The 25,925-nt window shown below is 59.3% G+C and carries 28 protein-coding genes; 13 read left to right on the plus strand and 15 right to left on the minus strand.

Annotation, left to right across the window (positions count from 1 at the left end):
• The first annotated feature begins 33 nt into the window (after positions 1 to 33).
• From AB5Z54_RS04150 to AB5Z54_RS04175, 6 genes are all read left to right on the plus strand, one after another.
• Positions 34 to 507: a PTS sugar transporter subunit IIB gene (locus tag AB5Z54_RS04150; RefSeq protein ID WP_055287016.1), complete on the plus strand. Its 474-nt coding sequence runs from the start codon at positions 34 to 36 to the stop codon at positions 505 to 507.
• A gap of 9 nt (positions 508 to 516) precedes the next feature.
• Positions 517 to 1,302 (plus strand): PTS mannose/fructose/sorbose/N-acetylgalactosamine transporter subunit IIC, encoded by a 786-nt coding sequence (locus AB5Z54_RS04155; RefSeq protein ID WP_368160361.1) that lies wholly within the window; start codon positions 517 to 519, stop codon positions 1,300 to 1,302.
• 2 nt (positions 1,303 to 1,304) lie between these two features.
• On the plus strand, positions 1,305 to 2,138 hold the full coding sequence (locus tag AB5Z54_RS04160) for a PTS system mannose/fructose/sorbose family transporter subunit IID (protein ID WP_055287013.1): 834 nt from the start codon (positions 1,305 to 1,307) through the stop codon (positions 2,136 to 2,138).
• Between the two features lie 26 nt (positions 2,139 to 2,164).
• Entirely contained in the window at positions 2,165 to 2,563 is a 399-nt protein-coding gene (locus AB5Z54_RS04165) for a PTS sugar transporter subunit IIA (RefSeq protein WP_055287011.1), read from the plus strand.
• A 12-nt stretch (positions 2,564 to 2,575) separates the two neighbouring features.
• Positions 2,576 to 3,700 carry a glycoside hydrolase family 172 protein gene (locus AB5Z54_RS04170; RefSeq protein ID WP_172676343.1) on the plus strand — a complete coding sequence of 375 codons (1,125 nt, stop codon included), beginning with the start codon at positions 2,576 to 2,578 and terminating at the stop codon, positions 3,698 to 3,700.
• A gap of 79 nt (positions 3,701 to 3,779) precedes the next feature.
• Positions 3,780 to 4,664, plus strand: coding sequence for an ROK family protein (locus AB5Z54_RS04175; protein WP_368160363.1), 885 nt, complete (start codon positions 3,780 to 3,782; stop codon positions 4,662 to 4,664).
• Positions 4,665 to 4,759: 95 nt separating this feature from the next.
• Here the strand turns inward: AB5Z54_RS04175 and AB5Z54_RS04180 are convergent, their stop codons facing one another.
• Genes AB5Z54_RS04180 through AB5Z54_RS04190 form a run of 3 tightly spaced genes read right to left on the minus strand, consistent with a single transcriptional unit; the run spans position 4,760 to position 6,638 of the window.
• Entirely contained in the window at positions 4,760 to 5,590 is an 831-nt protein-coding gene (locus AB5Z54_RS04180; RefSeq protein WP_368160366.1) for a class I SAM-dependent methyltransferase, read from the minus strand.
• Positions 5,591 to 5,650: 60 nt separating this feature from the next.
• Entirely contained in the window at positions 5,651 to 6,022 is a 372-nt protein-coding gene (locus AB5Z54_RS04185) for an SAM-dependent methyltransferase (RefSeq protein ID WP_368160368.1), read from the minus strand.
• Positions 6,009 to 6,638: a class I SAM-dependent methyltransferase gene (locus AB5Z54_RS04190; protein WP_368160371.1), complete on the minus strand. Its 630-nt coding sequence runs from the start codon at positions 6,636 to 6,638 to the stop codon at positions 6,009 to 6,011. Before AB5Z54_RS04190 ends, AB5Z54_RS04185 begins: the two co-directional genes overlap by 14 nt.
• A 564-nt stretch (positions 6,639 to 7,202) precedes the next feature.
• Here AB5Z54_RS04190 and AB5Z54_RS04195 point away from each other — a divergent pair.
• Positions 7,203 to 7,652 carry a hypothetical protein gene (locus AB5Z54_RS04195; RefSeq protein ID WP_270226453.1) on the plus strand — a complete coding sequence of 150 codons (450 nt, stop codon included), beginning with the start codon at positions 7,203 to 7,205 and terminating at the stop codon, positions 7,650 to 7,652.
• Positions 7,653 to 7,860: 208 nt separating this feature from the next.
• Here the strand turns inward: AB5Z54_RS04195 and AB5Z54_RS04200 are convergent, their stop codons facing one another.
• Positions 7,861 to 8,280 carry a YjdF family protein gene (locus AB5Z54_RS04200; RefSeq protein ID WP_368160374.1) on the minus strand — a complete coding sequence of 140 codons (420 nt, stop codon included), beginning with the start codon at positions 8,278 to 8,280 and terminating at the stop codon, positions 7,861 to 7,863.
• A gap of 340 nt (positions 8,281 to 8,620) precedes the next feature.
• Between AB5Z54_RS04200 and AB5Z54_RS04205 the strand changes: the two genes are divergently transcribed.
• Together AB5Z54_RS04205 and AB5Z54_RS04210 are read left to right on the plus strand one after the other, a co-directional pair.
• Complete coding sequence (locus tag AB5Z54_RS04205; RefSeq protein WP_368160512.1) at positions 8,621 to 8,782, plus strand: hypothetical protein; 162 nt, start codon at positions 8,621 to 8,623, stop codon at positions 8,780 to 8,782.
• 35 nt (positions 8,783 to 8,817) lie between these two features.
• Positions 8,818 to 9,090 carry an ATP-binding protein gene (locus tag AB5Z54_RS04210; protein WP_368160509.1) on the plus strand — a complete coding sequence of 91 codons (273 nt, stop codon included), beginning with the start codon at positions 8,818 to 8,820 and terminating at the stop codon, positions 9,088 to 9,090.
• 56 nt (positions 9,091 to 9,146) lie between these two features.
• On the opposite strand, the gene AB5Z54_RS04215 is transcribed toward AB5Z54_RS04210, so the two are convergent.
• The 4 genes from AB5Z54_RS04215 to AB5Z54_RS04230 all read right to left on the minus strand — a co-directional run bounded on the left by AB5Z54_RS04215 (position 9,147) and on the right by AB5Z54_RS04230 (position 12,366).
• Positions 9,147 to 10,310, minus strand: coding sequence for an iron-containing alcohol dehydrogenase (locus AB5Z54_RS04215; RefSeq protein WP_368160377.1), 1,164 nt, complete (start codon positions 10,308 to 10,310; stop codon positions 9,147 to 9,149).
• Positions 10,311 to 10,354: 44 nt separating this feature from the next.
• Positions 10,355 to 11,206, minus strand: a complete 852-nt coding sequence (locus AB5Z54_RS04220; protein ID WP_368160380.1) for an aldo/keto reductase — start codon at positions 11,204 to 11,206, stop codon at positions 10,355 to 10,357.
• A 105-nt stretch (positions 11,207 to 11,311) separates the two neighbouring features.
• Complete coding sequence (locus tag AB5Z54_RS04225) at positions 11,312 to 11,446, minus strand: flavodoxin (RefSeq protein ID WP_267473384.1); 135 nt, start codon at positions 11,444 to 11,446, stop codon at positions 11,312 to 11,314.
• A gap of 71 nt (positions 11,447 to 11,517) precedes the next feature.
• Positions 11,518 to 12,366, minus strand: a complete 849-nt coding sequence (locus tag AB5Z54_RS04230) for an aldo/keto reductase (RefSeq protein WP_368160383.1) — start codon at positions 12,364 to 12,366, stop codon at positions 11,518 to 11,520.
• 128 nt (positions 12,367 to 12,494) lie between these two features.
• On the opposite strand from AB5Z54_RS04230, the gene AB5Z54_RS04235 reads away from it, so the two are divergent.
• On the plus strand, positions 12,495 to 13,394 hold the full coding sequence (locus AB5Z54_RS04235) for a LysR family transcriptional regulator (RefSeq protein WP_368160385.1): 900 nt from the start codon (positions 12,495 to 12,497) through the stop codon (positions 13,392 to 13,394).
• A gap of 231 nt (positions 13,395 to 13,625) precedes the next feature.
• Here AB5Z54_RS04235 and AB5Z54_RS04240 read toward each other — a convergent pair whose 3' ends face one another.
• Entirely contained in the window at positions 13,626 to 14,066 is a 441-nt protein-coding gene (locus tag AB5Z54_RS04240; RefSeq protein ID WP_368160387.1) for a MerR family transcriptional regulator, read from the minus strand.
• Positions 14,067 to 14,339: 273 nt separating this feature from the next.
• Between AB5Z54_RS04240 and AB5Z54_RS04245 the strand changes: the two genes are divergently transcribed.
• Both AB5Z54_RS04245 and AB5Z54_RS04250 read left to right on the plus strand, forming a co-directional pair.
• A complete protein-coding gene (locus AB5Z54_RS04245; protein WP_368160389.1) occupies positions 14,340 to 15,104 on the plus strand; it encodes a carboxymuconolactone decarboxylase family protein in 765 nt (254 codons plus the stop codon).
• Positions 15,105 to 15,106: 2 nt separating this feature from the next.
• Positions 15,107 to 16,078, plus strand: coding sequence for an alpha/beta hydrolase (locus AB5Z54_RS04250; protein ID WP_368160391.1), 972 nt, complete (start codon positions 15,107 to 15,109; stop codon positions 16,076 to 16,078).
• A gap of 77 nt (positions 16,079 to 16,155) precedes the next feature.
• Here AB5Z54_RS04250 and AB5Z54_RS04255 read toward each other — a convergent pair whose 3' ends face one another.
• Positions 16,156 to 16,386 carry a hypothetical protein gene (locus tag AB5Z54_RS04255; protein ID WP_368160394.1) on the minus strand — a complete coding sequence of 77 codons (231 nt, stop codon included), beginning with the start codon at positions 16,384 to 16,386 and terminating at the stop codon, positions 16,156 to 16,158.
• Between the two features lie 272 nt (positions 16,387 to 16,658).
• Positions 16,659 to 17,543 (minus strand): LPXTG cell wall anchor domain-containing protein, encoded by an 885-nt coding sequence (locus tag AB5Z54_RS04260; RefSeq protein ID WP_368160397.1) that lies wholly within the window; start codon positions 17,541 to 17,543, stop codon positions 16,659 to 16,661.
• 320 nt (positions 17,544 to 17,863) lie between these two features.
• On the opposite strand from AB5Z54_RS04260, the gene AB5Z54_RS04265 reads away from it, so the two are divergent.
• The gene (locus tag AB5Z54_RS04265) at positions 17,864 to 18,394 is read left to right on the plus strand and encodes a flavodoxin family protein (protein WP_368160399.1); all 531 of its coding nucleotides are present in this window, start codon (positions 17,864 to 17,866) and stop codon (positions 18,392 to 18,394) included.
• Positions 18,395 to 18,501: 107 nt separating this feature from the next.
• On the opposite strand, the gene AB5Z54_RS04270 is transcribed toward AB5Z54_RS04265, so the two are convergent.
• The 4 genes from AB5Z54_RS04270 to AB5Z54_RS04285 all read right to left on the minus strand — a co-directional run bounded on the left by AB5Z54_RS04270 (position 18,502) and on the right by AB5Z54_RS04285 (position 25,632).
• Entirely contained in the window at positions 18,502 to 19,596 is a 1,095-nt protein-coding gene (locus AB5Z54_RS04270) for a DUF8462 domain-containing protein (RefSeq protein WP_368160402.1), read from the minus strand.
• A gap of 217 nt (positions 19,597 to 19,813) precedes the next feature.
• The gene (locus AB5Z54_RS04275; RefSeq protein WP_368160405.1) at positions 19,814 to 22,054 is read right to left on the minus strand and encodes a DNA gyrase subunit A; all 2,241 of its coding nucleotides are present in this window, start codon (positions 22,052 to 22,054) and stop codon (positions 19,814 to 19,816) included.
• A 45-nt stretch (positions 22,055 to 22,099) separates the two neighbouring features.
• Positions 22,100 to 24,097, minus strand: a complete 1,998-nt coding sequence (locus AB5Z54_RS04280) for a DNA gyrase/topoisomerase IV subunit B (RefSeq protein ID WP_368160407.1) — start codon at positions 24,095 to 24,097, stop codon at positions 22,100 to 22,102.
• A 152-nt stretch (positions 24,098 to 24,249) separates the two neighbouring features.
• Complete coding sequence (locus tag AB5Z54_RS04285; protein WP_040358713.1) at positions 24,250 to 25,632, minus strand: ATP-binding protein; 1,383 nt, start codon at positions 25,630 to 25,632, stop codon at positions 24,250 to 24,252.
• Positions 25,633 to 25,925 lie beyond the last annotated feature (293 nt).

The following is a 25,925-nucleotide window of genomic DNA, read 5'->3' on the forward strand; positions in this document are numbered from 1 at the left end:
CCGAACGTAAAACTTCATTTGATAGGAGCAAACATGAGTGTTGTTATGGCACGAATCGACAATCGCCTGCTTCACGGCATCATCGTGACGCAGTGGGCCCCGGTGTCGGGCGCGACCCGAGTCATGGTCATCGACGACAAGGTCGCCGGCGACGAGGTCCTGAAGTCCACTATGAGGATGGCGCGCCCCGCGGGCATGGCCGTCTCGATCATCTCCGAGCAGACCGCGCTCAAGAACTTCGCGGCGGGCAAGTACGACCGCGAGAAGGTCTTTGTCATCGCCAAGGAGCCCGAGACGATCCTTCACCTGGTCGAGTCGGGCATCGAGCTCCCGTCGCTGATCGTCGGCGGCTCGCTCGTCAAGGAGGGCGGCGTCCAGCTCACCCAGCGCGCCTATGCCTCCGCCGAGAACGTCCAGAGCTACAAGGCGCTCATCGCCCGCGGCGTCAAGGTGACGGCACAGTTCGTGCCCGCCGACAAGCCCGTCTCCGTCGCCGACCTCATCTAAGGAGGGATCATGGTCAACTTCACTATCCTGCAGGTCGTCCTTTTGACCCTGCTGGCCTTCATCAAGCACGTGGACTACTACGGCATCCCGATGATCTTCGTCAACTATGCCGTCTTCTGGGGCCTTATCACCGGCGTCGTCATGGGCGACTGGCAGACCGGCCTCGTCATCGGCGGCACCATCCAGCTCATGCAGCTCGGCGTCGCGGGCTTCGGCGGCTCGTCGATTCCCGACTACGGCACGATGGCCATCATCGCCACCGCCTACGGCGTGACCCTGGGCGCGGACACGGGCCTCGCCATCGGCCTGCCGGTCGGCATGCTCGGCATCCAGCTCGACGTCATCGTCAAGATCCTCAACGGCTTCGTCGTCGAGAAGTCCCAGAAGTTCTGCAACGAGGGCAAGTTCAATCAGATGAACGCCATCCTGTGGGTCTGCCCCGCGCTCTTCGGCCTGTGCGCCGCCCTGCCCGTCTTTGTCTCCGTGACGCTCGGCCAGCCCGCCGTCAACTGGCTCCTCGAGGTCATGCCCCAGTGGTTCCTCTCCGGCCTCACCCTCGCCGGCAAGATGCTCCCGGCCATCGGTATCGCCATGCTGCTCCGCTACATGCCCACCGGCAAGTACTTCCAGTACCTGCTCGCCGGCTTCTTCCTCTCGGCCTTCCTGAACGTGCCCATCATCGGCGCCGCCATCGTCGGCGTTGCCCTCGCGATCGCGTTCTACCAGCGTGCCGAGAGGGACACCGAGCTCGCCGCCCACGCTTCCGCAGACGCCTTCATCGGAGAGGATGAGTAACCATGGAAAACGAGAACATCACCGCCGTCGCCGAGGGCAAGCCCTCCGGCTACAAGGTCACCAAGAAGGACCTGCGCAACGCGAACTGGCGCTGGCTCATGAGCGTGTGCACCTTCAACTACCAGACCCAGCAGGGCGCCTCAGTCGCCTACGCCCTCTCGCCGGTCCTGAGGAAGATCTACACGAACGACGAGGACTATAAGCAAGCGCTCAACAACCACTTCCGCTACTACAATACCCAGCCTTGGCTCGCCGCCATCATCCTCGGCGCCTGCGTGGCCATGGAGGAACGCGACGGCCTAGCGGCGGCGGACGCCGTCCAAGACCTGAAGATCGGCACCATGGGACCGCTCGCCGGCGTCGGCGACTCCCTGCTCATGACCATGATCCCGACCATCATGGGCTCCATCGCCGCCTACATGGCCATCGAGGGCAACCCCGTGGGAGCCGGCATCTGGTTCGCGCTCATCCTGGCCATCTTCTGGGTCCGCATGCACGCCCTCGAGTTCGGCTACAAGCAGGGCGTGAAGCTCGTCACCGACTTCAGCGAGAAGCTTCCCAACCTCACTGCCGCCGCCTCCGTGCTCGGCCTCACCGTGGTCGGCTGCCTCATCGCCTCGGTCATCGGCGTCACCTGCCCGATTAGCTTCAGCTTCGGCGACGTCTCGATGGAGATTCAGCCGCTGCTCGACAAGATCCTGCCTGCCATGATCCCCGCCGCCATCACGGGAAGCGCGTATTACCTTCTTACCAAGAAGAACGCGAGCATGACGGTCCTCATCCTCGTGGTGATCGTCCTCGCGATGGTCGCCTCCGCCGCTGGCATCCTCGCTTAGCTTCGACCCAAGAGATTGGTGAATCAATGAGAAAGATAGTTGTGGCGAGCCATTCCCTTCTCGCCCAGGGCTTCAAGGACACCCTCGAGTTCCTTACGGGTAAGAGCGACGCCGTCAACGCCGTGTGCGCCTACGTGAACGACAACGGCGAGGGGCTCGACGCGGCGGTCGAGGCGGCTCTTTCGGGCACTGACGAGGTCGTCGTCCTCACCGACGCGCTCGGCGGCAGCGTGAACCAGCGCTTCTCCCGCTTCGCCTCCGACCGGATCCACGTGATCGCGGGTGTCAACCTCCCGCTCGCCATGACGGTCGCGCTCGCGCGCCCCGACGAGAAACTCGACTTCGACGCCCTCGTCGACGAGGCGCGCCAGCAGATCGTCTACGTGAACGGTGCCAGTTCCGCCGAGTGCGAAGACGACGAATAGAGGAGGTCGACGATGAGAGAGTTCCTTAAGGACGTGTGGATGCACGGCGGTGAGGAAAGCCGCGCCATCACCCCCGAGAACATCACGGGCGAGAAGGGCCGTGCCGCCATGTCGGCCAGCCACCTCGGCGTCGGCCGCAAGGGCTCGTGCTGCGTGCCCCTTGAGTCCGGCGAGACCATCACGCTCGCGGACATCGAGGGCCCCGGCATCATCCGCCACATCTGGATGACCGTCCCCGACAAGACCGCCGCCGGCAGCTTCGTCATGCGCGACCTCGTGCTGCGCTTCTACTGGGACGACGAGGAGACCCCCTCGGTCGAGTGCCCTGTCGGCGACTTCTTCTGCAACGGCTTCGGTGAGCGCGCCATCGTCAACTCGATGCCCATCTGCGTGAACCCGACGGGCGGCATGAACTGCTACTTCGAGATGCCTTTCAGGAAGCACGCCAAGGTCACGCTTACGAGCGAGCACCCCGGGTTCATTAAGTACATCTTCTACACGTTCAACTACGCGCTCACCGACGTGCCGGACGACGCCATGTACTTCCACGCCCGTTTTAACCGCGAGCGCAGCACCCGCAGGGGCGTCGACTACACCGTGCTCGACGGCGTGCGCGGTAAGGGCTACTACGTCGGCACCTACATGGCCCTGTGCGCCCTGGAGCGCTATTGGTGGGGCGAGGGCGAGATGAAGTTCTTCCTCGACGGCGACGAGGAGTTCCCCACGGTCACCTCGACGGGAGCCGAGGACTACTTCGGCGGTGCCTGGGCCTTCCTCGACAGGCCGCCCCACGCGCTGCCCGAGGCGCAGTGCTTCAACACGCTGTTCGCCGGCTACCCGTACCGCTCGACGCGCGACGCCACGCGCGACCGCTTCAGCGCGGGCAAGCCGAACCCGAACCCGATGCTCGCGACCAACGACGACGCGCTGCCCAGGCACGGCCTCTACAGGTGGCACCTTCCCGACCCGATCTCGTTCAAGGAGGACCTGCGCGTGACGTTCCAGGACCTCGGCAACGACGACATCAAGCTCTACGAGCGCGAGGACGACATCTCCACCGTCGCCTACTGGTACCAAAGCGAGCCGCACGCCGTGCTCGCCCCGTTTGCCGCAAGGCAGGACCGCGTGCCCAGGTAGGGTCGCCTCGAAACAAGCCAACGTTATGGGCGCCCGCGGTTGACCATGACTGCGGGCGTCCCTTTGTAAGGAGGATCACATGAGCGAAAAGCAAATGAGGCTCGGCGCCCTCGAGGCCGGCGGGACCAAGATGGTCTGTGCCGTGGTGTCCGGCGACGGCGAGGTCCTCGACCGTATGGAGACCCCGACGCTTACGCCCGCCGAGACCGTCCCGCAAATGGTCGAGTGGTTCACCGCCCGCGATGTGAACGCGTTGGGCATCGGCGCCTTCGGCCCGACCTGCGTCGACCCCAACGATGAGCGCTACGGCTCCATCCTCCAGACGCCCAAGCTCGCGTGGCGAGGCTATGGTCTTCGCGCCGCGTTCGCCGACGCCCTCGGGATTCCGGTGGCCTACGACACGGACGTGAACGTTGCCTGCCTCGGCGAAGCGGTCTTCGGCTGCTGCAAGGGGCTCGAGGACGCCGTCTACGTGACCATCGGCACCGGCGTGGGCGCGGGCGTCATGTGCGCGGGCAGGCTCCTTCACGGCATGCTGCACCCCGAGGCCGGCCACATGCTGGTAAGGACCCGTCCCACCGAGGAGGGACGCTGCGTCTGCCCGAGCCACGCGAGCTGTCTCGAGGGCCTCGCCTCCGGCCCCGTCATCGCCGCGCGCTGGGGAAAGCCCGCGGCCGAGCTCGCGGACAACGCTGAGGTGTGGGCGCTCGAGGGGGATTATCTGGGGCAGATGTGCGCGAACCTCGTGCTCATGTACTCGCCTCGCCGCATCGTCCTCGGCGGCGGCGTGATGCACCAGGAGCAGCTCTACGGCATCGTCCGCAAGAAGACCCTCGAATATCTGGGTGGCTACATCCAGACCGCCGAGCTTAAGGACATAGAGAGCTACATCTGCGCCCCGGGCTGCGGCGGCGACCAAGGAATCCTTGGCGCGGCCGAGCTGGCAAGAAGGGCGCTCGCGTAACTTGCGCTCTCTCCGCCATACAACGCGTTAAGAAAAGACGAGCGCTTCTTGCCAATTGGGCGGCAAGAAGTGCTCGTCTTTTGCATTTTTGCCTCTCAAAATCTTATTTTCACGATTTGCATTTTCATCCCGTTGTCACCGACCCTTGCGAGAAACCGGAAAAAGCCGCTGACGGAAGGGTCTCTCAAATCGTTGTAACCCAGCATATAGCCGCGACTTGTGACCTGCAGACGGCTGTCCCACGCGCCGATTTCCTTGGCGGCATCCGAAACCGCAAAATATGCCCCAACATCCTTGATTTTTGCAGTCTTAAGCCATGTTTTTGCGATCATCTTTACTGCCGTCCGATTGGCAGCATCAAAGATCAGCACACCGCCGGGGAAAGCGTCCGCCATCTCCCGCACCAGTTCCCGGACCTGCTGGGTCAGAAAGTAATAGAACACCCCGGAGGCAAAGAACACCGCCCCGCCGGAGGCATCGATTTTGCCAAACCATGCGGTGTCTTTCAGATCGCAGGGGATATTTTGTTCTCGATCCTCGGCGGGCAGCAGCTGCTGCCGCAAGGCAATCACATCCGGGAAGTCCAGATTGTAGATCTTGCATCTACCGTTGTCGCAGGTTCTGCCGGTGTTGTCCAGCCCACAGCCCAGATTGACCACCGCCGCATTGGGGTGGCCTTTCAGGTAATCCCGCACCTCGAAAGCAAGATCACTCTGCCGTGTGGCCACCTCGAGCGCACCAAAGCGTTGCATCAGGCTGCGGGAGTTTTTCTCTGCCTCTGAAAAGTCGTAGTCGATTTGGTCGAGCAGACGAACCGCTGTTTCATCCCTATAAAGGTTCGGGTACAGCTCCGTACACAGCTTCCGGGAATACAGCGGGAGGATCAGCGTCTCCTGCACGGTGTTTTTCTCAATTTTACATTTCATAGGTTTCTTCCTCAGTGAATAAAACTGTCATAATCGCAGCCAGCACAGCCGCTATGACCGTCATGTCTGTCGCCATGTGCAGGATGGATGCAAAAATGCCCGCATGGCGTTCTCAGACGCCATATCCGCCACACCGCCTTGCAGAACGGCGCAACGCCCTTCCTGAATTGCAGTTCGGTTGAGCTTTCTAGCCTTCTCCACGCTGACGGGCGAATAGTCGATGCCCTTGACGACGCCATGCGGGCATTTTTCCAGCAGCCGTTTTATGTTCGCCCCGCCGCCGCAGCCGCAGTCCAGCACCTTGGCGTTTGGCGCAAGTCGTAGAAATCGAAGTCCCCACCGCGCCACAGGGCTGTGGCCCAGGTTCATCATGGCAACCATAAGTTTTTCGCCGAGGCCCACGGGCTTGCGGGTGTTTTCAAAGAACGACATCTGGCCCCTCCGATTTCGTGCATTCCGCATAGGTCAACGGGAACGAGGCCTTCAGCACCGCGCTTTTCTGCACCGCCCAACCGTTTTGACGCAGGAAACGTAGGTATTCCTCGCTTGTCCACCTGCTGTGGAGAGGGAATCCGGCCATACTCATGAAAAAGGCTTTTGCCTTGCCGGAAACCGAGTTCCCCGCGTGGGTGAAGGTTGGAGCGATGAGCACGCCGTCGTCCTTCAGCACCCGCCTGATTTCTTGCAGGGCCTTTTCCGGATGCGGCACTATGTGAAGCGCGTTGGACACGATCACCACTTCGAAGGACTTCTTTGCATAGGGCAGGCGGAACATATCTTGTACGGAAAAGTGCAGCTTTGCGGATTGATTGTCCCGCTTTGCTTCAAGGATCATCTTTGCAGAGGCGTCCGTAGCCTCGATGTGCGCCGCCGCATTCACGATGCTCTTTGCGATAAGCCCCGTGCCGGTGGCAACCTCCAATACGGTTTTTGCTTTCACTACCGGCCGGATCAGCCCATACATCTTCTCATACGCCGCCCGGTCGTTTCGCATGAAACGGTCATACCGACCGGCGTTCTTGTCCCAGAAACCCTCGCGTTCGTGCATGGCTGTCGCCCCCAAACAGTTAGAGCCATCTAACTATAACACACGAATCATGCAGTAAGTTAAGGCTAACCTTCTTTTCTTGGCTAAGACGCATCTCTCCGGTTTTCGCTTAAAGCGGCGCGAGTCAGATGCTTGGCTGGAGCTGAAGAAGGAGCTTGGCGGACAGGTGGGTCGATACCGGTTCCCGGAACGGTGATCCAGCCAATTACACCAGGGCTCTAGCCATTGAGTGGGAATAGGGATTTCTTTAGTTATGGGGGTATAAATTTGATTCCCTTTAGGATAAACCCCCATGACTACATGAATTGACCTGCTGACTCCAATGAAGATTGGAGGGTAACGGCCAGGGGTGACGGCCCGGCGAGTGTTATTTTGCGAGCTATGCGCATTAAAAGCGACCTTTCGTGGTATAAACTACTTGCCGGAAGCCGCGGCTTTCAGAGTACGGCTTACGTGTACGTTTAACCTCCGTGGGCGACGGGGTGCCGCAAGGCGTAGAATATCGTCCACCTGTAGGGGCCTGCAGCGATGCGGGCCCCGCTTCGTATGAAGGGGGCGTAACCGATGAAGATCGTATCCATCTCCCAGGACTTCTTCGACCTCGTCGAGGGCGACCGCGAGCTCATGCTTAAGCACAATCGCCCCTGCATCGTGGTCGTGAGGCTGCGTTTCCGCGGGAAGCGCAGGGACTTCGCTGTGCCGCTGCGTTCCAACATCGCCCCTAACGCGCCCAAAGACCAGTACTTTGCGTTGCCACCCCGCCCCACGACGCGCCCCGGCTGCCGCCACGGCATCCACTACATCAAGATGTTCCCCATAACCAAGGTCTACCAGCGCCGCTTCAGGACCGAGGGCTCGGCCTACTACGAGACGCTCCAGCGCATCATCGACGGCAACACCAAGCGCATCGTCTCCGAGTGCCAGGCATACCTCGACCGCTACGAGCGCGAGGGAAGGCCTCGCTTTGCCGTCGACATCGACCGCATCGTGGGGCTGCTGGAGAGCGAGAAGTAGGGCACCTCGGCTCAGTCTCGAGCCATGCGGAGTCGCTCCGCATTTTTGAACGCCGCGTGTGCGTCCCAAATACTTGAGAAACAAGCTGTGAAGTGCGCTGGCGCGACCGTGCCCGTGCATAGCCGTCACCATTAGCGTCTACGCGGCGTCGGCTTCAAGTGGAACTGGCGCCGCTGCTGTATATGGTTTGCCTTGCTGCAAATGGCGATCAGTGCCCACGATGCTTCTGCTTGCGCTTCAGCTTTCGCTGCTCGAAGCGCGCCTCCGCCTCATCCGCGCGACGCTGGCTTCTTGCTTGAGCCGACTCCCGCTTCATCGCTTCCCGCTGTGCCGCGAGAGCCTGCTGCGCCTTGGTGCTCATCGCTGGCTGCTTGAGGGCTTTCGCCGCCTCGCGAGCGCGCCGCTTGGGGTTCTTCGCGGGCTTGCTTGCCTCAGCCGGTTCGCCACCGGAGAACGAGAGCTTCTCCCATTCACTTGTAACGAATCGCAGAATCTCCTCATCGGACGGCTCCGCGCCGAAGACGATGCGGGCGACGCCATACCTTCCGCCCTCGACGTGCTCCGCCAGCCCGACCCAGAATTGGCCGTCGTGATATACGGTCAGGGTGGACGACACGCTGATCTGCATGGCTGGTTCCTCCTTTATGTAGATGACCATGCAGAGAAGGGACAACCAAGGAGGCAGGTTACTGATGCGGACTCCCGCACGCCCACGACTACCCGACGGGGACTGTGTTTTCATCTCTGATGTCCGCATTGTAGCACGCGTGAATGCGCCCGGCATCGCTGCCGACATGGCGCGACTGGGATTCGCTCCCCGACGCGCCCTTGTGTATATTGTCTTCTCGGTTTCGAAACTTTAGAAATATTCGAGTTTCGAAACCGAGAGGGAGCGGATGATGGCATGGGTGGACCGCACTACGTACATGGAGCGGCTTTGGGCGCTCGAGGGCACCTAGGACATCAAGGTGATCACGGGGATGCGCCGCTCCAGCAAGTCCGAGCTCATGAAGGCGTTCTCCGCCTCCGTTGCTCGGAGGGACCCATCCTCCAACAACGTCTACATCGATCTGCTGGACCTCGACAACGAGCTACTGCTCGAGTACCAGCGCTGCATCGCGAAATCATAGAGCGGCACAAAGAGGGCGCCCGCAACCGTCTCTTCATCGACGAGGTGCAGCTGTGCGAGGGTTTCGAGAAAGCAATTAACAGCATTCACGCGCGTGGCGGATGGGATATCTACCTCACGGGATCGAACGCGTTCCTCCTGAGTTCGGACCTGGCAACTCTGTTCACAGGGCGCCACGGGGAGGTACACATCCTCCCCTTCAGCTTCGGCGAATACCGCTCCTACTTCGACGAGCAGGGGGGCCGTCGACGACGACTTCGACGGATTCATCAGGCGCGGCGGGCTCGCCGGGTCCTACGATTACGATGACATCTCGGAGTCGTACGGTTTCCTTCGGCGCGGGCGGATCGGGACCGAGCGCCGATCTAGAGGCACTCGGTCAGAATCTGGAACACCTCGCTGCGCTCCAGTTTCTTGGCGCAGCCGCCGGTGAGCACGCAAGTGTCCGCAACCTTGCGCAGCGTCTCGTCGGACGTGTCGGATCCCATCTCGGCGAAGCTCGTGGGAAGCCCCATCTCGCCGATGAACGTCTGCAGGCGGTCGATGCCTTTGAGCGCCACCGTAAGGTCGTCTTTGCCCTTGGCGTCGACGTCCCACACCTCGCGTGCCCAGCGGGCGAACTGCGCGGGCGCCTCGGGGGCCAGGTGGCGGTAGAGCGCAGGGTGGATGACCGCGAGGCCCATTCCGTGGTTGGTGTGGGTGTACGCGCCGTACTGGTGCTGGATCATGTGCGCCTGGAAGTCCGTTGACTTGCCGATCTTGAGCACGCCGTTCTCGGCCATGGCGGAGTCGTATACGAGCTCGCTTCTGGCATCGAGGTTCTGGTCGTCGTCCGCGATGATCCGCATGTTGCGGATGACGTTACGCTGGATGGCGAGGTTGATGTCGTCGGTGACGTTGCGTCCGCGCGGGCTTCCGAAATAGCTCTCCATGCAGTGCGAGAGCGTGTCGAACGCGCCGCTCATGAACTGCGCGTGCGGTACGGTGAGCGTGAGCGCCGGGTCGAGCGCCGCCCACATGGGCATCGCCCCCAGATAGGCGCCCTTCACGTGTGTCTCCTCGTTGGTGATGACGGCCCCGTTGTTCTGCTCGGCGCCCGTGCCGGAGAGTGTCACGATGCAGCCCATGGGGATGAACGAGCTCGGCATCTTGCCGTCGACGTGCTCGAACGTCTCGATGTCCTCATCAAGCATCGCCTGCGCGGAGACCACCTTGCAGCAGTCGAAGACCGACCCGCCGCCGACGGCGAGAATGAAGTCGACCTGCTCCTCGCGTGCGAGCGCGGCGCCTTCCTGGCACTTCTCGTAGGTCGGGTTGGGCATGATGTCGCCGAAGTCCACCACGCGCTTGCCCGCGCTCGTGAGCTTATCGACCACGTGGCCGTAGACGCCGGTTCGCTTGACCGAGCCTCCGCCGTAGGCGAGCATCACCGTCTTGCCCATGGCACCCATCTCGGCGTCGAGTGCCTGGTCCATGGCCCCCTCGCCGAAGTAGTTCCTGACCGGGTAGTCGTACGTGAATGAGTTCATGGCAATTCCTCCTAGTAAGTTATCAGTGCGGTCTGACCGCTGGTCTACACGTTGCGCACGAGCCCGGACAGCCATTCGATGGTGGCGGGGTCGTGGTGGTCGAAGAACGCGCTGCGCCCGGTGTCGAGCGCGGCGATGGCGACCATCTCGTCGTCGCTCAGCGCGAAGTCGAAGACGTCGAAGTTCTGCTCCATGCGATCGCGGTGCGTGCTCTTAGGGATGCAGACCACGCCGCGCTGCAACAGCCAGTGCAACACGACCTGGGCGACCGTCTTGCCGTGCGCCTCGCCGATGCGAGCGAGGACCTCGTTGCGGAAGAGGTCGTTTCTGCCCTCCGCAAAGGGTGCCCAGCCCTCCATGGCCACCTCCTTGCCGGCCATGTACTCCTGCGCCTCGCGCTGCTGGAAGAACACGTTGCACTCGACTTGGTTCACGGCGGGGGCGATGCGGTTGAACGAGATGAGGTTTGCGAGGTGATCGGGGTAGAAGTTAGCTGTGCCTATGGCGCGGATAACGCCCTGCTCGTAGAGCTCCTCCATGGCGCGCCACGCGCCGAAGACGTCGCCGAACGGCTGATGGATGAGGTAGAGGTCGACGTAGTCGAGCCCCAGCCGCTTGAGCGACGCGTCGAAGCCGCGCTTGGCTCCCTCGTAGCTCACATCCGACATCCACAGCTTGGTCGTCACGAACACCTCGTCGCGCGGCAGGCCGCTCGCACGAATGGCGGCCCCGACCGCCTCTTCGTTGCCGTAGCTTGCGGCCGTGTCGAGCAGCCGGTAGCCGACCGAGAGCGCGTCCTCTACGGCGCGCTGGCATTCCGTGGCGTCCGGGATCTGGTACACGCCGAAGCCGAGCTGCGGCATCCTGACGCCGTTGTTCAAGGCGATGTAGTCCATGGTACCTTCCTTCCTCGCAACTTGACGTATCCACCATACGAGGGGCGCCGTACCGGCGGAAGTTTCCGTTGGTGAGGGTTCTATAACGCTGGGGTGCGCACGGGGTTATAACCCGCGGGTTCTAGGCGTCACCTCAAAGAGATCGGCGCCGAGCTCGTCGGCGATGGCCTGAGCTACGACAGCGGTGTGGCCCTGTGCCGAGTAGTAGGCCACGAGGACGTTGCCGTCTGCAGCGGGCACTGCGGCGGGCTCGTCCTCGACAGCCGACTGGTCCTCGGCGGCGGCTTGGTTGGTCCGTTATCGTCTGAGCACTACTCCTGCGCGTCGAAATCGGGGCGTATGGCCAGGTAGCCCGCGAGTGCTTCCTCAGTGGCGGTGTAGTAGGTCATGGTCCCGTCGAGCTTGGCAATCTCGGCCATCTCGTCTTCGGTGAGGGAGAAGTCGAAGATGTTCGCGTTGTCGGCGATGTGGGCGGGGTTCTTGGAGCCGGGGATGATGGAGGTGCCCATCTGCACGTGCCAGCGCAGGATCACTTGGGCCGGGGTCTTGCCGTACTTCTCGGCGAGAGCGACGAAGACGGGCTCCTCCAGAAGACCTTTGTCGCCGTGGCCGAGCGGGTACCACGCCTCGATCACCGTGCCGTACGGCGCGAGGTAGGCGCGCAGGTCGCGCTGGGCGTGGTAGGGATGGCACTCAACGGTCACGAGCTGCGGCTTGATGTCGGCGACCTCGATGATCTCGGCGATCTTATCTTGCGGGAAGTTGGAGAGGCCGAGGGCGCGCACCTTGCCCGCGCGGTAGGCCTCCTCCATCGTGCGCCACGCGGCCAGGTAGTCGCCTACCGGCTGGTGCAGGATGAGCATGTCGACGTAGTCGAGCCCTAGGCGCTGGAGCGTGGCGTCCACCGCCGGCATGCCCGCGTCGTAGACGCTCGGCCAGAGCTTGGTGGAGACGAAGATCTTGTCGCGCGCGATGCCGCTTTTGGCGATGGCACGGCCCACGGCGCGCTCGTTCATGTAGGCGTTGGCGGTGTCGATGTGCTCGTAGCCAGCCGCGAGCGCGGCGGTTGCGGCTGGCTCGGCCTCGTCTGGGGTCATGAGGAAGGTGCCCAAACCCTCGATGGGCATCTCTACGTCGTTGTTGAGCTTCAGATACTCCATGGTCTCCTCCTTATGGTGACTTTTCGAATACAAGGCTACGGCGTTTACTGACGTGCGAGAAGTTCACGTTGGAATGATGGATATAACCATGGGGTATATACGGCACATAATGCGTGACAGGAGGATCGATGTACAACCCACAGCTTGACACTTTCATCCGCGTGGCGGAGGCGGGCAGCTTCTCCAAGGCGGCACAAGAGTCCTTCATCACGCCCACGGCCGTCATCAAGCAGATGAACCTGCTGGAGTCGCGGCTAGGCCTTACGCTGTTCCACCGATCGCATCAGGGGCTTTCGCTTACGCGAGCAGGCAGGTCGCTGCTCGCCGACGCCCGCCATATCGTGCAGTACTCTCAAGAATCAATCGCACGTGCCCGCGTCGCCGAGCGTGGAGAGAAGCGCATCATCCGCGTGGGAGTGTCGCTCATGACGCCCAGTACGCCGCTCACGAAGCTGTGGCCGAAGGTGAAGGAACGTTGCCCTGGCATGAGCCTTCAGGTGGTCACGTTTGAAAACACACCCTCGGCGGCGCGCGGTTTGGCGAACCTCGGGCAAGACATGGATATCGTGGTGGGGATTTTCGACGATGCCTTTCTTAAAGAGCGCGGGTGCCTGGGCCTCGAGCTTTCGCGCGAGCCGCTCTGGTGCGCCGTTCCCGTCGACAGCGAACTCGCCAAACGCGACATGGTCACATTCGACGACCTCCACAATCACAGTCTTATGCTTATACGCCGGGGCTGGAACGCCGAAATCGATCGCGTGCGCGACGAGATACTCTTGCATCATCCTCAAATCGCGCTCGTAGACTTCCCGCAATATCGGGCGGAGGTGTTCAATCGCGGCGCGAACGAGGACCTCGCGCTTGCGACGCTGCCGTTATGGGCCAACGTCCACCCCATGCTCAAAACCGTCCCTACCGATTGGGACTGTCTCGTGTCTTACGGACTGCTTCATTCGCTGCAGCCCGCAGACCATGTGCGGGAGTTCCTCGATGCGGTGTCTGCCGTGCTCGAGGCGGAGCATCGATAGGCAATCGCGAACAGATGCGCTTATGCCTATGGGAATAACGGGAACTGGCTTCTGAACTCGCGTTTTGATACCGTCGAGTACCGCCTGATGCTGTTTCGGCGTCGCCATAGAGCAAAGCCATCAGCGAAATAACGGGAATAACAGCCTCCGAACCTTCTAGTTCGGAGGCTTTCTTTTTGCATGTCTGCCTAAAACGACTCCTTGCCAAAGCCCCTTGAGCATCGGGCGGCATTATTGAGTGTGGGCGTTATCGTAGGTATCTTTGATTTCTTCCGGCAAATCGTCGGGAATCAGCGCCTTCACTCTATCCTCGTTGCCATCTTGGATCGCCTGCTCGTAGTACCAGCATTTGAACTTCAACATATCCAGCGCACGGTTCATGTTCGCGATTTCCGATTCCATGTGGGCCTTCCGCTCCTCGAACATGGCCTTGCGCTTGGGATATGTCGATGGACCCTCCGCGCACCATTCCATGAACAGCCGGATGTCCTTGATCTCCATCCCAGCCTTCTTTAAGCATTCGATGACCCGAAGCGCCTCGAGTTCCGTATCGCCGAATCGGCGAATACCGGACGTCCGCTCCAATTCCGGGAACAATCCCTGCTTGTCGTAATAGCGCAGCGTGGAAACGGGCAGACCGAACATATCCGCCACCTGTCCGATTGTGTACATGGTCCCTCCGGACAAATCTCGAATTTACTCCTTGACCTAAAGTTAGGTTTAGGTATTACCTTTATTTTCGTCAATATATATAAGGAGTGCAAGGGATTTTCGCCAAAGGCGCGCGCTTGCCGGAACGGTTTTCGCCGGCGGCGTGAACGGCGTGGGCGAAATCGCCGGGCATCCCGCTCTGGAGCAGGCGCATCGAATGGCATGGAAATCTAGGCGCGGCTTAGCTGCGCGAAAGCAGTTTGTACTCAAAACCATCGACAGGAGGAATCAAACATGACGATTAAGCAGGCAGCGGGCAGGGATGCCCTGGGGGACTTTGCCCCCAAATTTGCACAGCTCAATGACGATGTGCTGTTCGGCGAGGTATGGAGTCGAGAAGACGTGCTTTCCCTTCGAGATCGCAGCATAGTGACGGTGGTTGCCCTAATGGCGCAGGGCCTGACGGACTCTTCGTTTCAATATCATCTGATGTCCGCAAAGAACAATGGCGTGACCAGGGCTGAGATAGCGGAAATCCTTACGCATGCGGCGTTTTATGCGGGATGGCCCAAGGCGTGGGCGGCCTTTCGCATGGCGAAGGAGGTCTGGGCGGATGACAATGCCGCTGATGCAAGAGCTAAGCATCAAAACGAGATGGCCCTTCCCATCGGTGCCCCCAACGACGCATTTGCGAAGTACTTTATCGGGCAAAGCTACCTCGCGCCCCTTTCCACCGAGCAGGTCGGCATTTACAACGTTACGTTCGAGCCAGGCTGCCGCAACAACTGGCACACCCATCACGCCAAAAGCGGCGGCGGGCAGATTCTCGTCTGCGTGGCTGGCCGAGGGTTTTACCAGGAATGGGGCAAACCGGCACAGGAGCTGTGCCCCGGCGATGTAGTAAATATTCCCGCAGGCGTAAAGCACTGGCACGGTGCGGCGCCCGACAGCTGGTTCTCCCATCTCGCGGTGGAGGTTCCGGGCGAGGAGGCCTCCAACGAGTGGTTGGAGCCCGTGGACGACGAGCAATACCTTAAAGCGACTGACAAGGAGGTTTAGGTATGGAACAGTTGAATCTGACGCAGGAATGGGACAAAGTATTTCCCAAAAGCGACAAGGTTGAGCACAGCAAGGCGACCTTCCATAACCGATACGGCATCACGCTGGTGGCTGACGTCTACGTGCCTAAGAACGCGGAAGGCAAGCTGCCCGCCATCGCCGTCAGCGGCCCTTTTGGCGCGGTGAAGGAGCAGTCCTCCGGTCTGTACGCGCAGAAAATGGCGGAGTTGGGCTTTTTTGCAATTGCCTTTGACCCGTCCTATACCGGCGAGAGCGGCGGCACACCCCGCTATGTAGCATCGCCGGACATCAACACCGAGGACTTCTGCGCAGCGGTGGATTTCCTCTCTGTGCAGGAAAGCGTTGACCCGGAGCGTATCGGCATCATCGGTATCTGCGGTTGGGGCGGCATGGCAGTCAATGCGGCGGCCATCGACACCCGTATCAAAGCTACCGCGGCTATGACCATGTACGATATGACCCGCGTGACCGCAAACGGCTATTTTGACGCCGAGGATTCCGAGCAGGCGCGCTTTGAAAAGCGGAAAGCGCTGAACGCGCAGCGCACCGAGGACTATAAAAATGACAGTTACGCGCTGGCGGGCGGCGTGGTCGATCAGCTGCCCGATGACGCGCCGCAGTTTGTGGCGGACTATTACGCCTACTACAAGACTCCGCGAGGTTACCATCCCCGCAGCCTGGGCTCCAATGGCGGTTGGAATGTGACATCTTCGCTGTCGTTTTTGAATATGCCGATCTTGCAGTACGCCGGCGAGATCCGCTCTGCCGTGCTGCTGGTGCATGGCGAGAAGGCGCACTCCCGCTATTTCAGCGAAACCGCGTACGGCAAGCTGACTGGGGACAACAAGGAATTGCTCATTATCCCCGGTGCCAGCCACACCGACCTCTACGACCAGATGGACGTCATTCCGTTTGGAAAGCTGAAAGCGTTCTTTGAGGAGTATTTGAAATAAGACGCACCTTGCTTTTTACTTATTAACGGTCATGCATTTAGCAAGGACGGTTTGCGGCAAGACGCCTCGCCGCGCTACTAGTCGTCGGCCCGCGCCGCCGAGAGCAAGGCACCCAAGTCTGCCTGGATCGCCTCTGCCTTGCTTCCAAGCTGCAGCGGAGCCGAGTCGCCCGAGATGTTTACGCTCAACAGGTGCGCATCCGGCAGCTTTGCGGTCATGCTCCAGAACGGGAGCGTGATGATGCCGGGGGTCATTTCGCCCACGCCAAGCTCCAGCAACAGCACGCGGCCATCGCTACGCTCGCGCACGAAGCGCCCATATCGTTCGATACTCTCGCGCCATGCCGCGCCCTGCAGAAATGTGTCGTCGCGCACCCACGGCACGAGCTGCCAGCCGCAGTGCGGGCATCGGGGGACATCCTCGCTGCGGATCTCGAAGCCCGCACTGCCCACGTGGTTGTAACGATTGGCGTGAAGGCGGCCGTTGGAAAGAAACTCATTTCCGTGGGGAAGAAACTTCTCGGTGAGTAAAGCTCATCGGAGCGGGGATAGAGCTTTGTCTGCGGGGTATGAAATGCTGGCTAGCGGTTGCGACGCCTTGTTGCAGAAATGCCAACTGCCGCAACTACACCACCGGCAACACTCAGGGCGGCTGCCATCGCACCGTTGTCGCCCGTCGCGGGTAGGGTGGTCCCGGTTGGTTTAACCGCCGCTACTGCCTTGGTGGAAACAGGATTTGCCGTCGGCTTTTTTGCTTCGGGCTGCGGTGTGGGCTCGGGCTTGGTTTCCGGTTCGGGTTTGGAACCGCTCGTATCGGTTGCAATCAAGTGCACGTCACTGTCGAAGACGTAACGGATGTAGTAATCGTGCCGCGTTTCGTGCATAATCCCCTGCCCGCTGTCGAAGTCACGGTCAACGTGTGTGCCAAGGTAGGTTGAGCTGTTGAGGTCCAGCCTGTAAGGGATTTGGTCGTCGGCGTAACTGCCTGTAAAGACCACGGTTGCTCTAACGTGATTGTCAATCATGGTCAGGGCAATAGAGACGCTGGCCTCTTTGGGGTTCTCGGTTTTTATAAGGCTTTCGGTATCGGTGTCGATCTTGAAGAGATGGACGGTGTCGTTAAGCCCGTAGATGAAGTCCTCGGGTTTGTCGGGAAAATCGTATACAAGAGCCTCGTTCTGGACCAACTCGAAAGCAGGGGGTAGCTCCAAATCGTAGTAATGATCGATGGGGGTGGTTGCTGTGAGGCTGCCTTCCGCGTTGACTTCGTCGCAGGTGATGGGTACTGCGACATCGGGTTCGGGTATTTCGGTCGCCAGTGCTGCACAGGGTAGCAAAAGCTGCCCTGCCATAAGAATGCTTACTCCGAAGGCGACGACTCTGGCGCCTGCATGAAGCTTGACGTTGCGGATAGACAGGTCAGTGCGTTTGTTATGGGTTTGCGGTGCAACATGCTGTCCATACATAAGGCGCTCCTTGTTCGTAGGCCGGTTTCCGTGGATCTATATTGTGCCTGCCCGATTCGGCCAGGCTCATACACGCGAACGCTCACGCGAGCAGGAGAAAGCTCTAGTTAATTTTCCCACAGTCGACACTCTGCGGCCAACGATTTACTGTTCAATTCCCGGAGAGAGAATCAAGACAGTTGAGGAGTTGTCAGGCAATGAGATTGTGTCTAGAGAGCACGAACAAGAGATGCGATCTGCAGACGACTGAATAGCTCCATCTGTTTTGGTTACAACGAAATGTGTGCCGCGCGCCTGCGGCATGAAGGAGGGAGATTCTTATGAATATCGTTGTATTGAGTGGTAGCCCGCGCAAGGGCGCTAATACCGACACCATGGTCGAGGTGTTTGCCGAGACCGCGCGAGAGGCCGGCCATACGGTCGAGGTCATCCGCGTTGCCGGCAAAAAGATCGCTGGTTGTCTGGGATGCCAGTACTGCTTTACCCATGAGGGCATCTGTGTGCAGAAGGATGACATGGCCGACGTGATCGAGTCGCTGAAAGGCGCCGATATGGTTGTGTTCGCTTCGCCCATCTACTGGTTTGATATCACTGCGCAGGAGAAGGCCGCCATCGATCGCCTGTACGCCTTCGGTGCCACGGGCTTCCCGTTCACCAAGACGGCCCTTTTGCTCGATAGCCACAGCGAGGGCGTCTATGATGCGGCGATCGCTATGTACAAGTCAACCTGCGCGTACTGCAAGTGGGAGGACCAGGGCATTGTCACCATCAGCGACATGACCGAGCGCGACAGCATGGCTTCCTCGCCCAAGCTGAAAGAGGTGCGCGAGCTCGCTCGCAAGCTCTCTTAAGGAAAGAAGAGCGCATGATAATCGGTGTTGGTGGAAATGCTTGCTGTCCTTACCAAGAGGATTGCTGATTGCCATGCAACGATGCTCCCGCGGACAATTCCGGTGTGCTAAAACGCCTTCTCGTTCAAGAATTCCCTGAACGCGGGGATGTCGAAGCCAACGAGACCACGCCCGCGCTCTCCGATGACGCCGTCCTCGAGGAGGCGGCGCTTGTATTGGCTTGCATAGTTGCTGGCGACGCCCATACGCTTGGCAATTTCTGAGACCCTGCTGGGGCCAGAATCGGGCAGCATCGCGAGTAAAAACTCAATGTCTTTATCGGAAAGCTCCCGATAGGTCGTTTCGAGAATGCGATCGCGCAGTTCCATGCGGGCAAGCAGAGAACCCTGTTGGACATCAGATGCGCTGATTTTGGGCGAGCTCTCCGAAACATCCCAAGTGCGATATCCGACGAGCTGCATCATGTAGGGGAATCCGTCGACGGCCTTCACAGCATCCTCGAGCGCTTCTGGTGTGATTGAGCGGCCTCCGGCCTCAACGGTTTTGCGGAATGCGTTTGCAATTTCAACGTCAGTGATTCGTCCTAATTGATGATATTGGGAACGTCTGAGGAACGAGACGGAATCGTTGCGTAGCAGTGCCGATACTTTGTAGGGTAGTCCTGCCATGAGTAGGGCGACTTTTTTACCTTCGCGCACAAAGTGCTGGTAAACAGAGGCAAATTGAAGCATTTCTTCGAGATCGACGGTGACTTCATCGATGGTGATGAGAAGTCCGATGTCATGTTTTTCGAGTTGCTTAAAGATGCCGTTCATGCGTGTGCGCCAGTTGCCCTGGGCCTTTTGAGCATATGTCCAATCGATGTCCACTGGACCAATTTGAACGCCGTTTATGCGCGCGTGAGGCTGTGAGAGGTAGCTATCTGCGGCTTCTTTGGTTCGCTCGATAATATCTTCGAGCATGCCTGGCATGGCGGAGACATTTGCTGCGATCCAGCCGTGTTCAAGCGCCGTTTCTGAAAGGAGCGAGAGAAGCGCCGTCTTGCCCGTTCCCCTTGCGCCCGTAAAAATAGTCGACAGGTTGGGATCTCCCGGGCCGTTGATAAAGCCACGGTTGATGTCACGCAGGATATGCTCGCGACCCGCTAGAAAGGGAGGGACGCTTCCAAATGTTGGGGTAAAGGGGTTCTTGCTGTACTCCATGGTAGCTCCTTTGCAAGTTTTGCTAATTTTTGCAACTTTTGCTAACTTTTGCAAGTTTTACTAACGGCTTAACATGCCTTGTGCCGTGGGGTTGCGGGAGTGAAAAACGGGGATTCCTATTATTCTGACTGCGTTGCAGCGAGCGGGGCCCGGAGCGCGATGTTGCTGCGCTTCGGGCCCCACCGTTTTGAGAGCTTATGGCGGTTCTGCCGCTGTCCTAGTCAAACAAACTCGGCATGTCGTTTTCTTTCATGAGGGCACCGGCGGAGGGTAGGCTCTGCGCGGTGAACTTCTCGGCCGAGACGCCGGCGCCGAGGATTTCCTCGGTTGTGCCGACGGTGGTGACCGAGCGGCCCTTCTTGGCCGTAAAGGCCTGGACGCCCTGCGTGTTGGTGGTCGTCTTGGTCTTGAGCAACGACGTGTTGAAGTTCATCAGGCGGTAGTCGCTCGAGACCAGCGCGATGTCGCGGTCCTCCTTGAGCACCTGGGCATACAGCAGCTTGCTGCCGCCGTAGATGGCGTTCTTGAGGCGCTTGCGGTTGGTCTTGGTGACGTATCCGGAAAGCGCGACGCGCACCACGCGGCCGTTCTCAAAGACAAACAGCACGTCGGCCTTATAGTCCTCGGGGTCGATGACCCAGATGACGCTCTCGTCGGGTTCCATCTCAAGATCGGTCGGCAGGTACGAGCCCAGCTGTGCCGACTTGGTATCCTCAAACGCCGCGACCTTGCACTTGTATACTTGGCTCTTGCTGGTAAACACGAGCAGCTCGTGCGTGTTGGAGGACGCGAATTCGATAAAGGGCTTGTCGCCGTCCTTGTACTTGAGCGTGGTGGCCTTCTTAAGCACGCGGTCGGTCATCTTCTTAAGGTAGCCCTCGCGCGAGAGCATGATGGTAACCGGGTACTCCTCGACCTCGGGCTCCAAGCTCACCTCGATGACCTCATGGGGCTCGATCCTGCCCGTGCAGCGCGGCATCACGTACTTCTTGTTGACCGCGGCCAGCTCGTCGCTGATGACCTTCTTGATGTTCTCCTCGCTGGAAAGGATCTCCTCAAGCTCGGCAATCTCGCCCTCAAGCTTAGCAATGTCCTTGGTGCGGTTGAGAATGTACTCCTCGTTGATGTTGCGGAGCTTGAGCTCGGCAACAAACTCGGCCTGGGTCTCGTCGATGTCGAAGCCGCGCATAAGGTTGGGCACGACCTCGGCTTCGAGCTTGGTGCCGCGGATGATGGCGATGGCCTTGTCGATGTCGAGCAGAATCGCCTCGAGGCCGTGCAACAGGTGCAGGCGCTCGGACTTTTTGCCCAGGTCAAAGTTAATGCGGCGACGCGTGGACTCAATACGCCACTTGACCCACTCGTGCAGGATCTGACGCACGCCCATAACACGGGGATAGCCGTCGACGAGCACATTGAAGTTGCACGAGAACGAATCCTGCAGCGTGGTCGAGCGATAAAGCTTCGCCATGAGCTTGTCGGGGTCGACACCGCGCTTAAGGTCGATGGCGATGCGCAGGCCCGAGAGGTCGGTCTCGTCACGGATGTCAGCGATCTCTTTGACCTTGCCCTCTTTGGAAAGCTTGACGATGCGCTCGATGATGACATCGGTCTTGGTGGTGTAGGGGATCTCGTAGACCTCGATGATGCGCTCTTCGGGAATCCAGCGCCAGCGGGAGCGAATCTGGAAGCTGCCAAGGCCGGTCTCGATGATCTTCTCCATCTCCTCGCGGCGGTAGATAATCTCGCCGCCGGTCGAGAAGTCGGGCATGGGCATATACTCAAGCAGGTCGCAGTCAGGATCCTGCAGGTAATGCATGGTGGCAGTGCAGACCTCGTTGAGGTTGAAGCCGCAGATATCGGACGCCATGGCGACGCCGATGCCCTTATTGGCCGAGACGAGGATGTTGGGGAACGTGGTGGGCAGCAGACGCGGCTCCTTCATGGCGCCGTCGTAGCTGTCGACGAAGTCGACAGGGTCCTTGTCGATGTCCTTGAAGATCTCGGCGCTGATGGGGGAGAGCTTGGCCTCGGTATAACGCGAGGCGGCGTAGCTCAGGTCGCCCGAATAGTACTTGCCAAAGTTGCCCTTCGACTCCACAAAGGGGGCGAGCAGCGCTTCGTTACCGGTGGCTAGACGCACCATCGTCTCGTAGATCGCGGCGTCGCCGTGCGGGTTGAGCTTCATGGTCTGGCCCACGATGTTGGCGCTCTTCTGGCGCTCGCCCTTGAGCAGACCCATCTTGTACATGGTGTAGAGCAGCTTGCGATGCGAGGGCTTAAAGCCGTCGATCTCGGGGAATGCACGCGAGACGTTGACGCTCATAGCGTAGGGCATGTAGTTGACCTCGAGCGTCTGCGTGATCGGCTGATCGGTGACCTCGGAGTGCAGGCCGATGACGTTCTCGGCGTTAACCTGTTTTTTCTTTGGCTGGTTCTTCGTCTTCTTCTTTGCCACGATATCCTCTTGAACTTCTTATGGGCCGTCGTTATCGATTTGCTGCTACTGCAGGTCCAGCTGGTCCAGGTATTCCTTGCCGTGCTCGGAGATGTGGCGCTTGCGGCCTGCCTCGTCGTTGCCCAGCAACAGGTTGAACATGGTCTCCATCTTGGTGACGTCCTCGGGCTCCACCTTGATCAGACGACGCGTCTCGGGGTTCATGGTGGTGAGCCACATCATGTCCGGATCGTTCTCACCAAGACCCTTGGAGCGGTTGATGGAGCACTTCTGGTCGCCGATTTCTTTGAGGATGCCGTTCTTCTCGAGCTCGGTGTAGGCAAAGTAGGTCTTTTCTTTGCAGTTGATCTCGTAGAGCGGCGACTCGGCGATATACACGTAACCCTCGTCGATAAGCGTGGGCACCAGGCGATAGAGCATGGTGAGCACGAGCGTGCGGATGTGATAACCGTCGACGTCGGCGTCCGTACAGATAATGACCTTGTTCCAGTTGAGGTTGTCCAGGTCGAAGGCGCCAAGGTTCTTGATGCGCTTGTCTTTGATCTCTACGCCGCAGCCCAGCACGCGCATGAGGTCCATGATGATGTCGGACTTAAAGATGCGCGGATAGTCTTCTTTTAGGCAGTTGAGGATCTTACCGCGGACGGGCATAACACCCTGGAACTCGGCATCGCGCGAGGTGCGAATGGCGCCTGCTGCCGAGTCGCCCTCTACGATGTAGATCTCGCGGCGGCTCTTGTCCTTGGAGCGGCAGTCGATGAACTTCTGCACGCGGTTGGCCATGTCGGTCTTCTGCTGCAGGTTGGTTTTGATACTCTGGCGTGTCTTCTCGGCATTCTCGCGCGAGCGCTTGTTGATGAGCACCTGCTCCATGATCTTATTGGCGGCGTCCTTGTTCTCGATCAAGTAGGTCGAGAGGCGCTCCTTAAAGAAGGCCGTCATAGCCTGCTGGATAAAGCGGTTGTTGATGGCTTTCTTAGTCTGGTTCTCGTAGGACGTCTGGGTGGAGAAGCAGTTGGTCACCAGCACCAGGCAGTCCTGGACGTCTTGCCACTTAATGCCGCTCTCGTTTTTGTTGTACTTGCCCTGTTGTTTGATGTAGGCGTCGATAGCGCTGGTCAGAGCACTGCGGGCCGCCTTCTCGGGCGAACCGCCGTTCTCGAGCCAGGAGGAATTGTGGTAGTACTCCTGCATCATGAAAGTGCGCGAGAAGCACATGCAAGCAGTGATTTTTACGTTGTAATCGGGCAGGTCCTCGCGATCGCGACCTCGACGGTCGGCCTCGATAAAGAAGGGCTCGGTAAGGTAGTCGGTACCGACCTTCTCGAGCACGTAGTCTTCGATGCCCTTGGGATAGCAAAAGTCCTCTTCGGAAAACTCGCCATCGTCGCCCTCAATGCGCAGGCGGAAGGTCACGTTGGCGTTGACCACGGCCTGGCGGCGCATGGTCTCGCGATACCAGTCGTGGGGAATGCTGATTGAGGTAAAGACCTCAAGATCGGGACGCCACTTGATGGCGGTGCCGGTGCGGTCCTCGTCGCTGGGCTCAATCTCGAGTGCCTTCTTTTTGGCGCCGACGACCTTGCCCTTCTTAAAGTGCAGGGAGTACTTGTTACCGTCACGCCAGACGGTGACATCCATGTACTCGGAAGCGTACTGAGTTGCGCATGAGCCCAGGCCGTTGGTGCCGAGCGAGAAGTCGTAGTCGCCGCCCTGGTTATTGTTGTATTTGCCGCCGGCGTAGAGCTCGCAAAAGACGAGTTCCCAGTTAAAGCGCTTCTCGGAGGGGTTCCAGTCGAGCGGGCAGCCGCGGCCGTTGTCCTCTACCTGGATAGAGCCATCGCGAAAGGCGGTAAGGGTGATGAGCTTGCCGTAGCCCTGGCGCGCCTCGTCAACGGCGTTGGACAGGATCTCAAAGGCGGCATGCGCGCAGCCGTCGAGTCCGTCCGAGCCAAAGATGACGGCGGGGCGCAGGCGTACGCGCTCCTCGTCCTTGAGCTGGCGGATACTGTCGTTACCATAGTTTGCGGTGTTTTTTGCCATACTCGCTCTCTCGGTGCTCCTTTGCTGCGTTTAAGTCATATAGATAGTCAAGGTAGCATAGCCCAGCCCACAGACGATTCCAACCAACACGAAATCCATCGAACAACCGTTCGATTAGATAATGAATGCTTGGAATGCGGGAGGGACCTGTCCTATCCAAACATCTGCGGCAGGTCGATGAAGACGGTTCGATCGCTTTCGCCAGCTTCGAAGCCCGAACGGGAGAAGAATCCATAGCGATGGCACTTGAGTCCCGTTGCCTCGACTTGGGCGATTTCCTCGTCGACCATTTTTTGCGTGATGGGGGATTTGCGGAACTTTGCTTCGTAGAATGCGTAGCCCTCGGGGTCTTGCGTTACCACATCGAATTCGCCGCTCGTTTTGTTTGCGGGGTCGTCGTACCAGTACTTGCCTATGGCGTCGAAAGCCGGTTCGATCTTGCCGGTCCTGTTCTGCCGCACGAGGTATTGACGGCAGATCTCCTCGAACATATGAGGAACGTAGTTTTCCTCGAAGTCTTGGAAGACGTGACGATCATAGAAGACTTCCGGGTCGAGCAGCTGACGCGCTGAGGCATTGCGGAAAACATAGCGATAGTAAAAGAGCGAAAGCGGATCCACTACAAAGTAGCCAGACTTGCGCTTGTTCGTAGGGTCGTTGATGGGTGCACGCTTTTGGACGATTTCGAGTGACATGAGCTTGTCGAGCACGTCTGCCATGGCCGGACCGCTCGAGACGTGCGACTGTGCCAGCACGTCCCCCCAACGGGAGTAGCCTTGTGCGAGAGCCCCGAAAACTTCGTTGGCGTTGGTCATCTTCGAGATCTCGGCGTTGAGATAGGACGGCACCTCGCTTTCTAAGCGGGCGCCAGGTTCCGTGACGAGCTCGATGATGTTGTCGCGTACGCTTTGGGATTGATCGATGAGGCGATTGTAAAAGGGGATACCGCCAAAAACGCTATAGAGCCGCACCTTGTCCTCGGGCGAGAACGCGGGATAGAACTTCGCAGCGTCAAAGTAATCCATGGGCTTAAGCTCAAGCGCGAGATCAATTCGCCCGTAGAGGGGGCTTTCATGCTCGATGAGGGATTTCATAATCTCAACGTAGGAGCCGCACAGGACAATGTTTAAACGTGAGTCTTCCCTGTGGGCGTCGATTGAGGTCTGAAGAATGCTGTCTAGGCCTTTAACCGCATCTCTCAAGTAGGGGTATTCGTCGAGAACGAGGGTAATGTTCTTGTCTTTAGCTTGGGCAAACAGAAATTCGATGAGCTCGCGGATGCCTGTGAAGGCGAGCGGAGGAAAGCTCAGCGCTTCAGCAACAAGGACGGACAGACTCTCGAGGTTGTCTGCCTCGGAGGTTTGGCGGCACTCGTAATAGACCGTTGCGACGTCCGACAAATCGGTTAGCGCCTGCTTGATGAGCTCACTTTTTCCGACGCGACGCCTGCCGTAAATGAGAACATTGCGCTGCTCGGGTGCTTTGAGCGTTTTCTTAATACGGGCGAGCTCACGCTCCCTGCCAATAAATTCCACTTACTCGGTTCCTTCCGACTCGGTTTTGTCCGAGTTAATTGTATCGCATGGATCAGTTTATGCTCGAGTTTACTCGGACAAAACCGAGTCGGTTCTGTCCGAGTAAGTTTGAAGGCGGTCGAATGCGTCCTGCTACGTTTGCGGTTGGATGCGTTTGTCAAAAACGTGCCATGCGGATTATTGGATTGAATCGAACATTGGGACAGGCGTCTCATTTTATGGGCCGAGGGCGTGCGTATACGAGTCTTTTTGGTCCATAGGGGATGCTGGGCGGTTGCTAGTTGGGCCACGGG

Source organism: Collinsella aerofaciens, from assembly GCF_040910185.1.
In the GTDB taxonomy this organism is placed as follows: domain Bacteria; phylum Actinomycetota; class Coriobacteriia; order Coriobacteriales; family Coriobacteriaceae; genus Collinsella; species Collinsella aerofaciens_BF.

What these genes read in the sequence shown, in the direction of transcription:
- AB5Z54_RS04180 (WP_368160366.1), bottom strand. Translation starts at nt 5,590, where the DNA reads ATGAAATGTAAAATTGAGAAAAACACCGTGCAGGAGACGCTGATCCTC.
- AB5Z54_RS04155 (WP_368160361.1), top strand. Translation starts at nt 517, where the DNA reads ATGGTCAACTTCACTATCCTGCAGGTCGTCCTTTTGACCCTGCTGGCC.
- AB5Z54_RS04250 (WP_368160391.1), top strand. Translation starts at nt 15,107, where the DNA reads ATGGAACAGTTGAATCTGACGCAGGAATGGGACAAAGTATTTCCCAAA.
- AB5Z54_RS04270 (WP_368160402.1), bottom strand. Translation starts at nt 19,596, where the DNA reads ATGGAGTACAGCAAGAACCCCTTTACCCCAACATTTGGAAGCGTCCCT.
- AB5Z54_RS04190 (WP_368160371.1), bottom strand. Translation starts at nt 6,638, where the DNA reads ATGCACGAACGCGAGGGTTTCTGGGACAAGAACGCCGGTCGGTATGAC.
- AB5Z54_RS04165 (WP_055287011.1), top strand. Translation starts at nt 2,165, where the DNA reads ATGAGAAAGATAGTTGTGGCGAGCCATTCCCTTCTCGCCCAGGGCTTC.
- AB5Z54_RS04195 (WP_270226453.1), top strand. Translation starts at nt 7,203, where the DNA reads ATGAAGATCGTATCCATCTCCCAGGACTTCTTCGACCTCGTCGAGGGC.
- AB5Z54_RS04230 (WP_368160383.1), bottom strand. Translation starts at nt 12,366, where the DNA reads ATGGAGTATCTGAAGCTCAACAACGACGTAGAGATGCCCATCGAGGGT.
- AB5Z54_RS04175 (WP_368160363.1), top strand. Translation starts at nt 3,780, where the DNA reads ATGAGCGAAAAGCAAATGAGGCTCGGCGCCCTCGAGGCCGGCGGGACC.
- AB5Z54_RS04240 (WP_368160387.1), bottom strand. Translation starts at nt 14,066, where the DNA reads ATGTACACAATCGGACAGGTGGCGGATATGTTCGGTCTGCCCGTTTCC.
- AB5Z54_RS04260 (WP_368160397.1), bottom strand. Translation starts at nt 17,543, where the DNA reads ATGTATGGACAGCATGTTGCACCGCAAACCCATAACAAACGCACTGAC.
- AB5Z54_RS04160 (WP_055287013.1), top strand. Translation starts at nt 1,305, where the DNA reads ATGGAAAACGAGAACATCACCGCCGTCGCCGAGGGCAAGCCCTCCGGC.
- AB5Z54_RS04170 (WP_172676343.1), top strand. Translation starts at nt 2,576, where the DNA reads ATGAGAGAGTTCCTTAAGGACGTGTGGATGCACGGCGGTGAGGAAAGC.
- AB5Z54_RS04150 (WP_055287016.1), top strand. Translation starts at nt 34, where the DNA reads ATGAGTGTTGTTATGGCACGAATCGACAATCGCCTGCTTCACGGCATC.
- AB5Z54_RS04245 (WP_368160389.1), top strand. Translation starts at nt 14,340, where the DNA reads ATGACGATTAAGCAGGCAGCGGGCAGGGATGCCCTGGGGGACTTTGCC.
- AB5Z54_RS04235 (WP_368160385.1), top strand. Translation starts at nt 12,495, where the DNA reads ATGTACAACCCACAGCTTGACACTTTCATCCGCGTGGCGGAGGCGGGC.
- AB5Z54_RS04265 (WP_368160399.1), top strand. Translation starts at nt 17,864, where the DNA reads ATGAATATCGTTGTATTGAGTGGTAGCCCGCGCAAGGGCGCTAATACC.
- AB5Z54_RS04185 (WP_368160368.1), bottom strand. Translation starts at nt 6,022, where the DNA reads ATGTCGTTCTTTGAAAACACCCGCAAGCCCGTGGGCCTCGGCGAAAAA.
- AB5Z54_RS04220 (WP_368160380.1), bottom strand. Translation starts at nt 11,206, where the DNA reads ATGGACTACATCGCCTTGAACAACGGCGTCAGGATGCCGCAGCTCGGC.
- AB5Z54_RS04280 (WP_368160407.1), bottom strand. Translation starts at nt 24,097, where the DNA reads ATGGCAAAAAACACCGCAAACTATGGTAACGACAGTATCCGCCAGCTC.
- AB5Z54_RS04200 (WP_368160374.1), bottom strand. Translation starts at nt 8,280, where the DNA reads ATGCAGATCAGCGTGTCGTCCACCCTGACCGTATATCACGACGGCCAA.
- AB5Z54_RS04215 (WP_368160377.1), bottom strand. Translation starts at nt 10,310, where the DNA reads ATGAACTCATTCACGTACGACTACCCGGTCAGGAACTACTTCGGCGAG.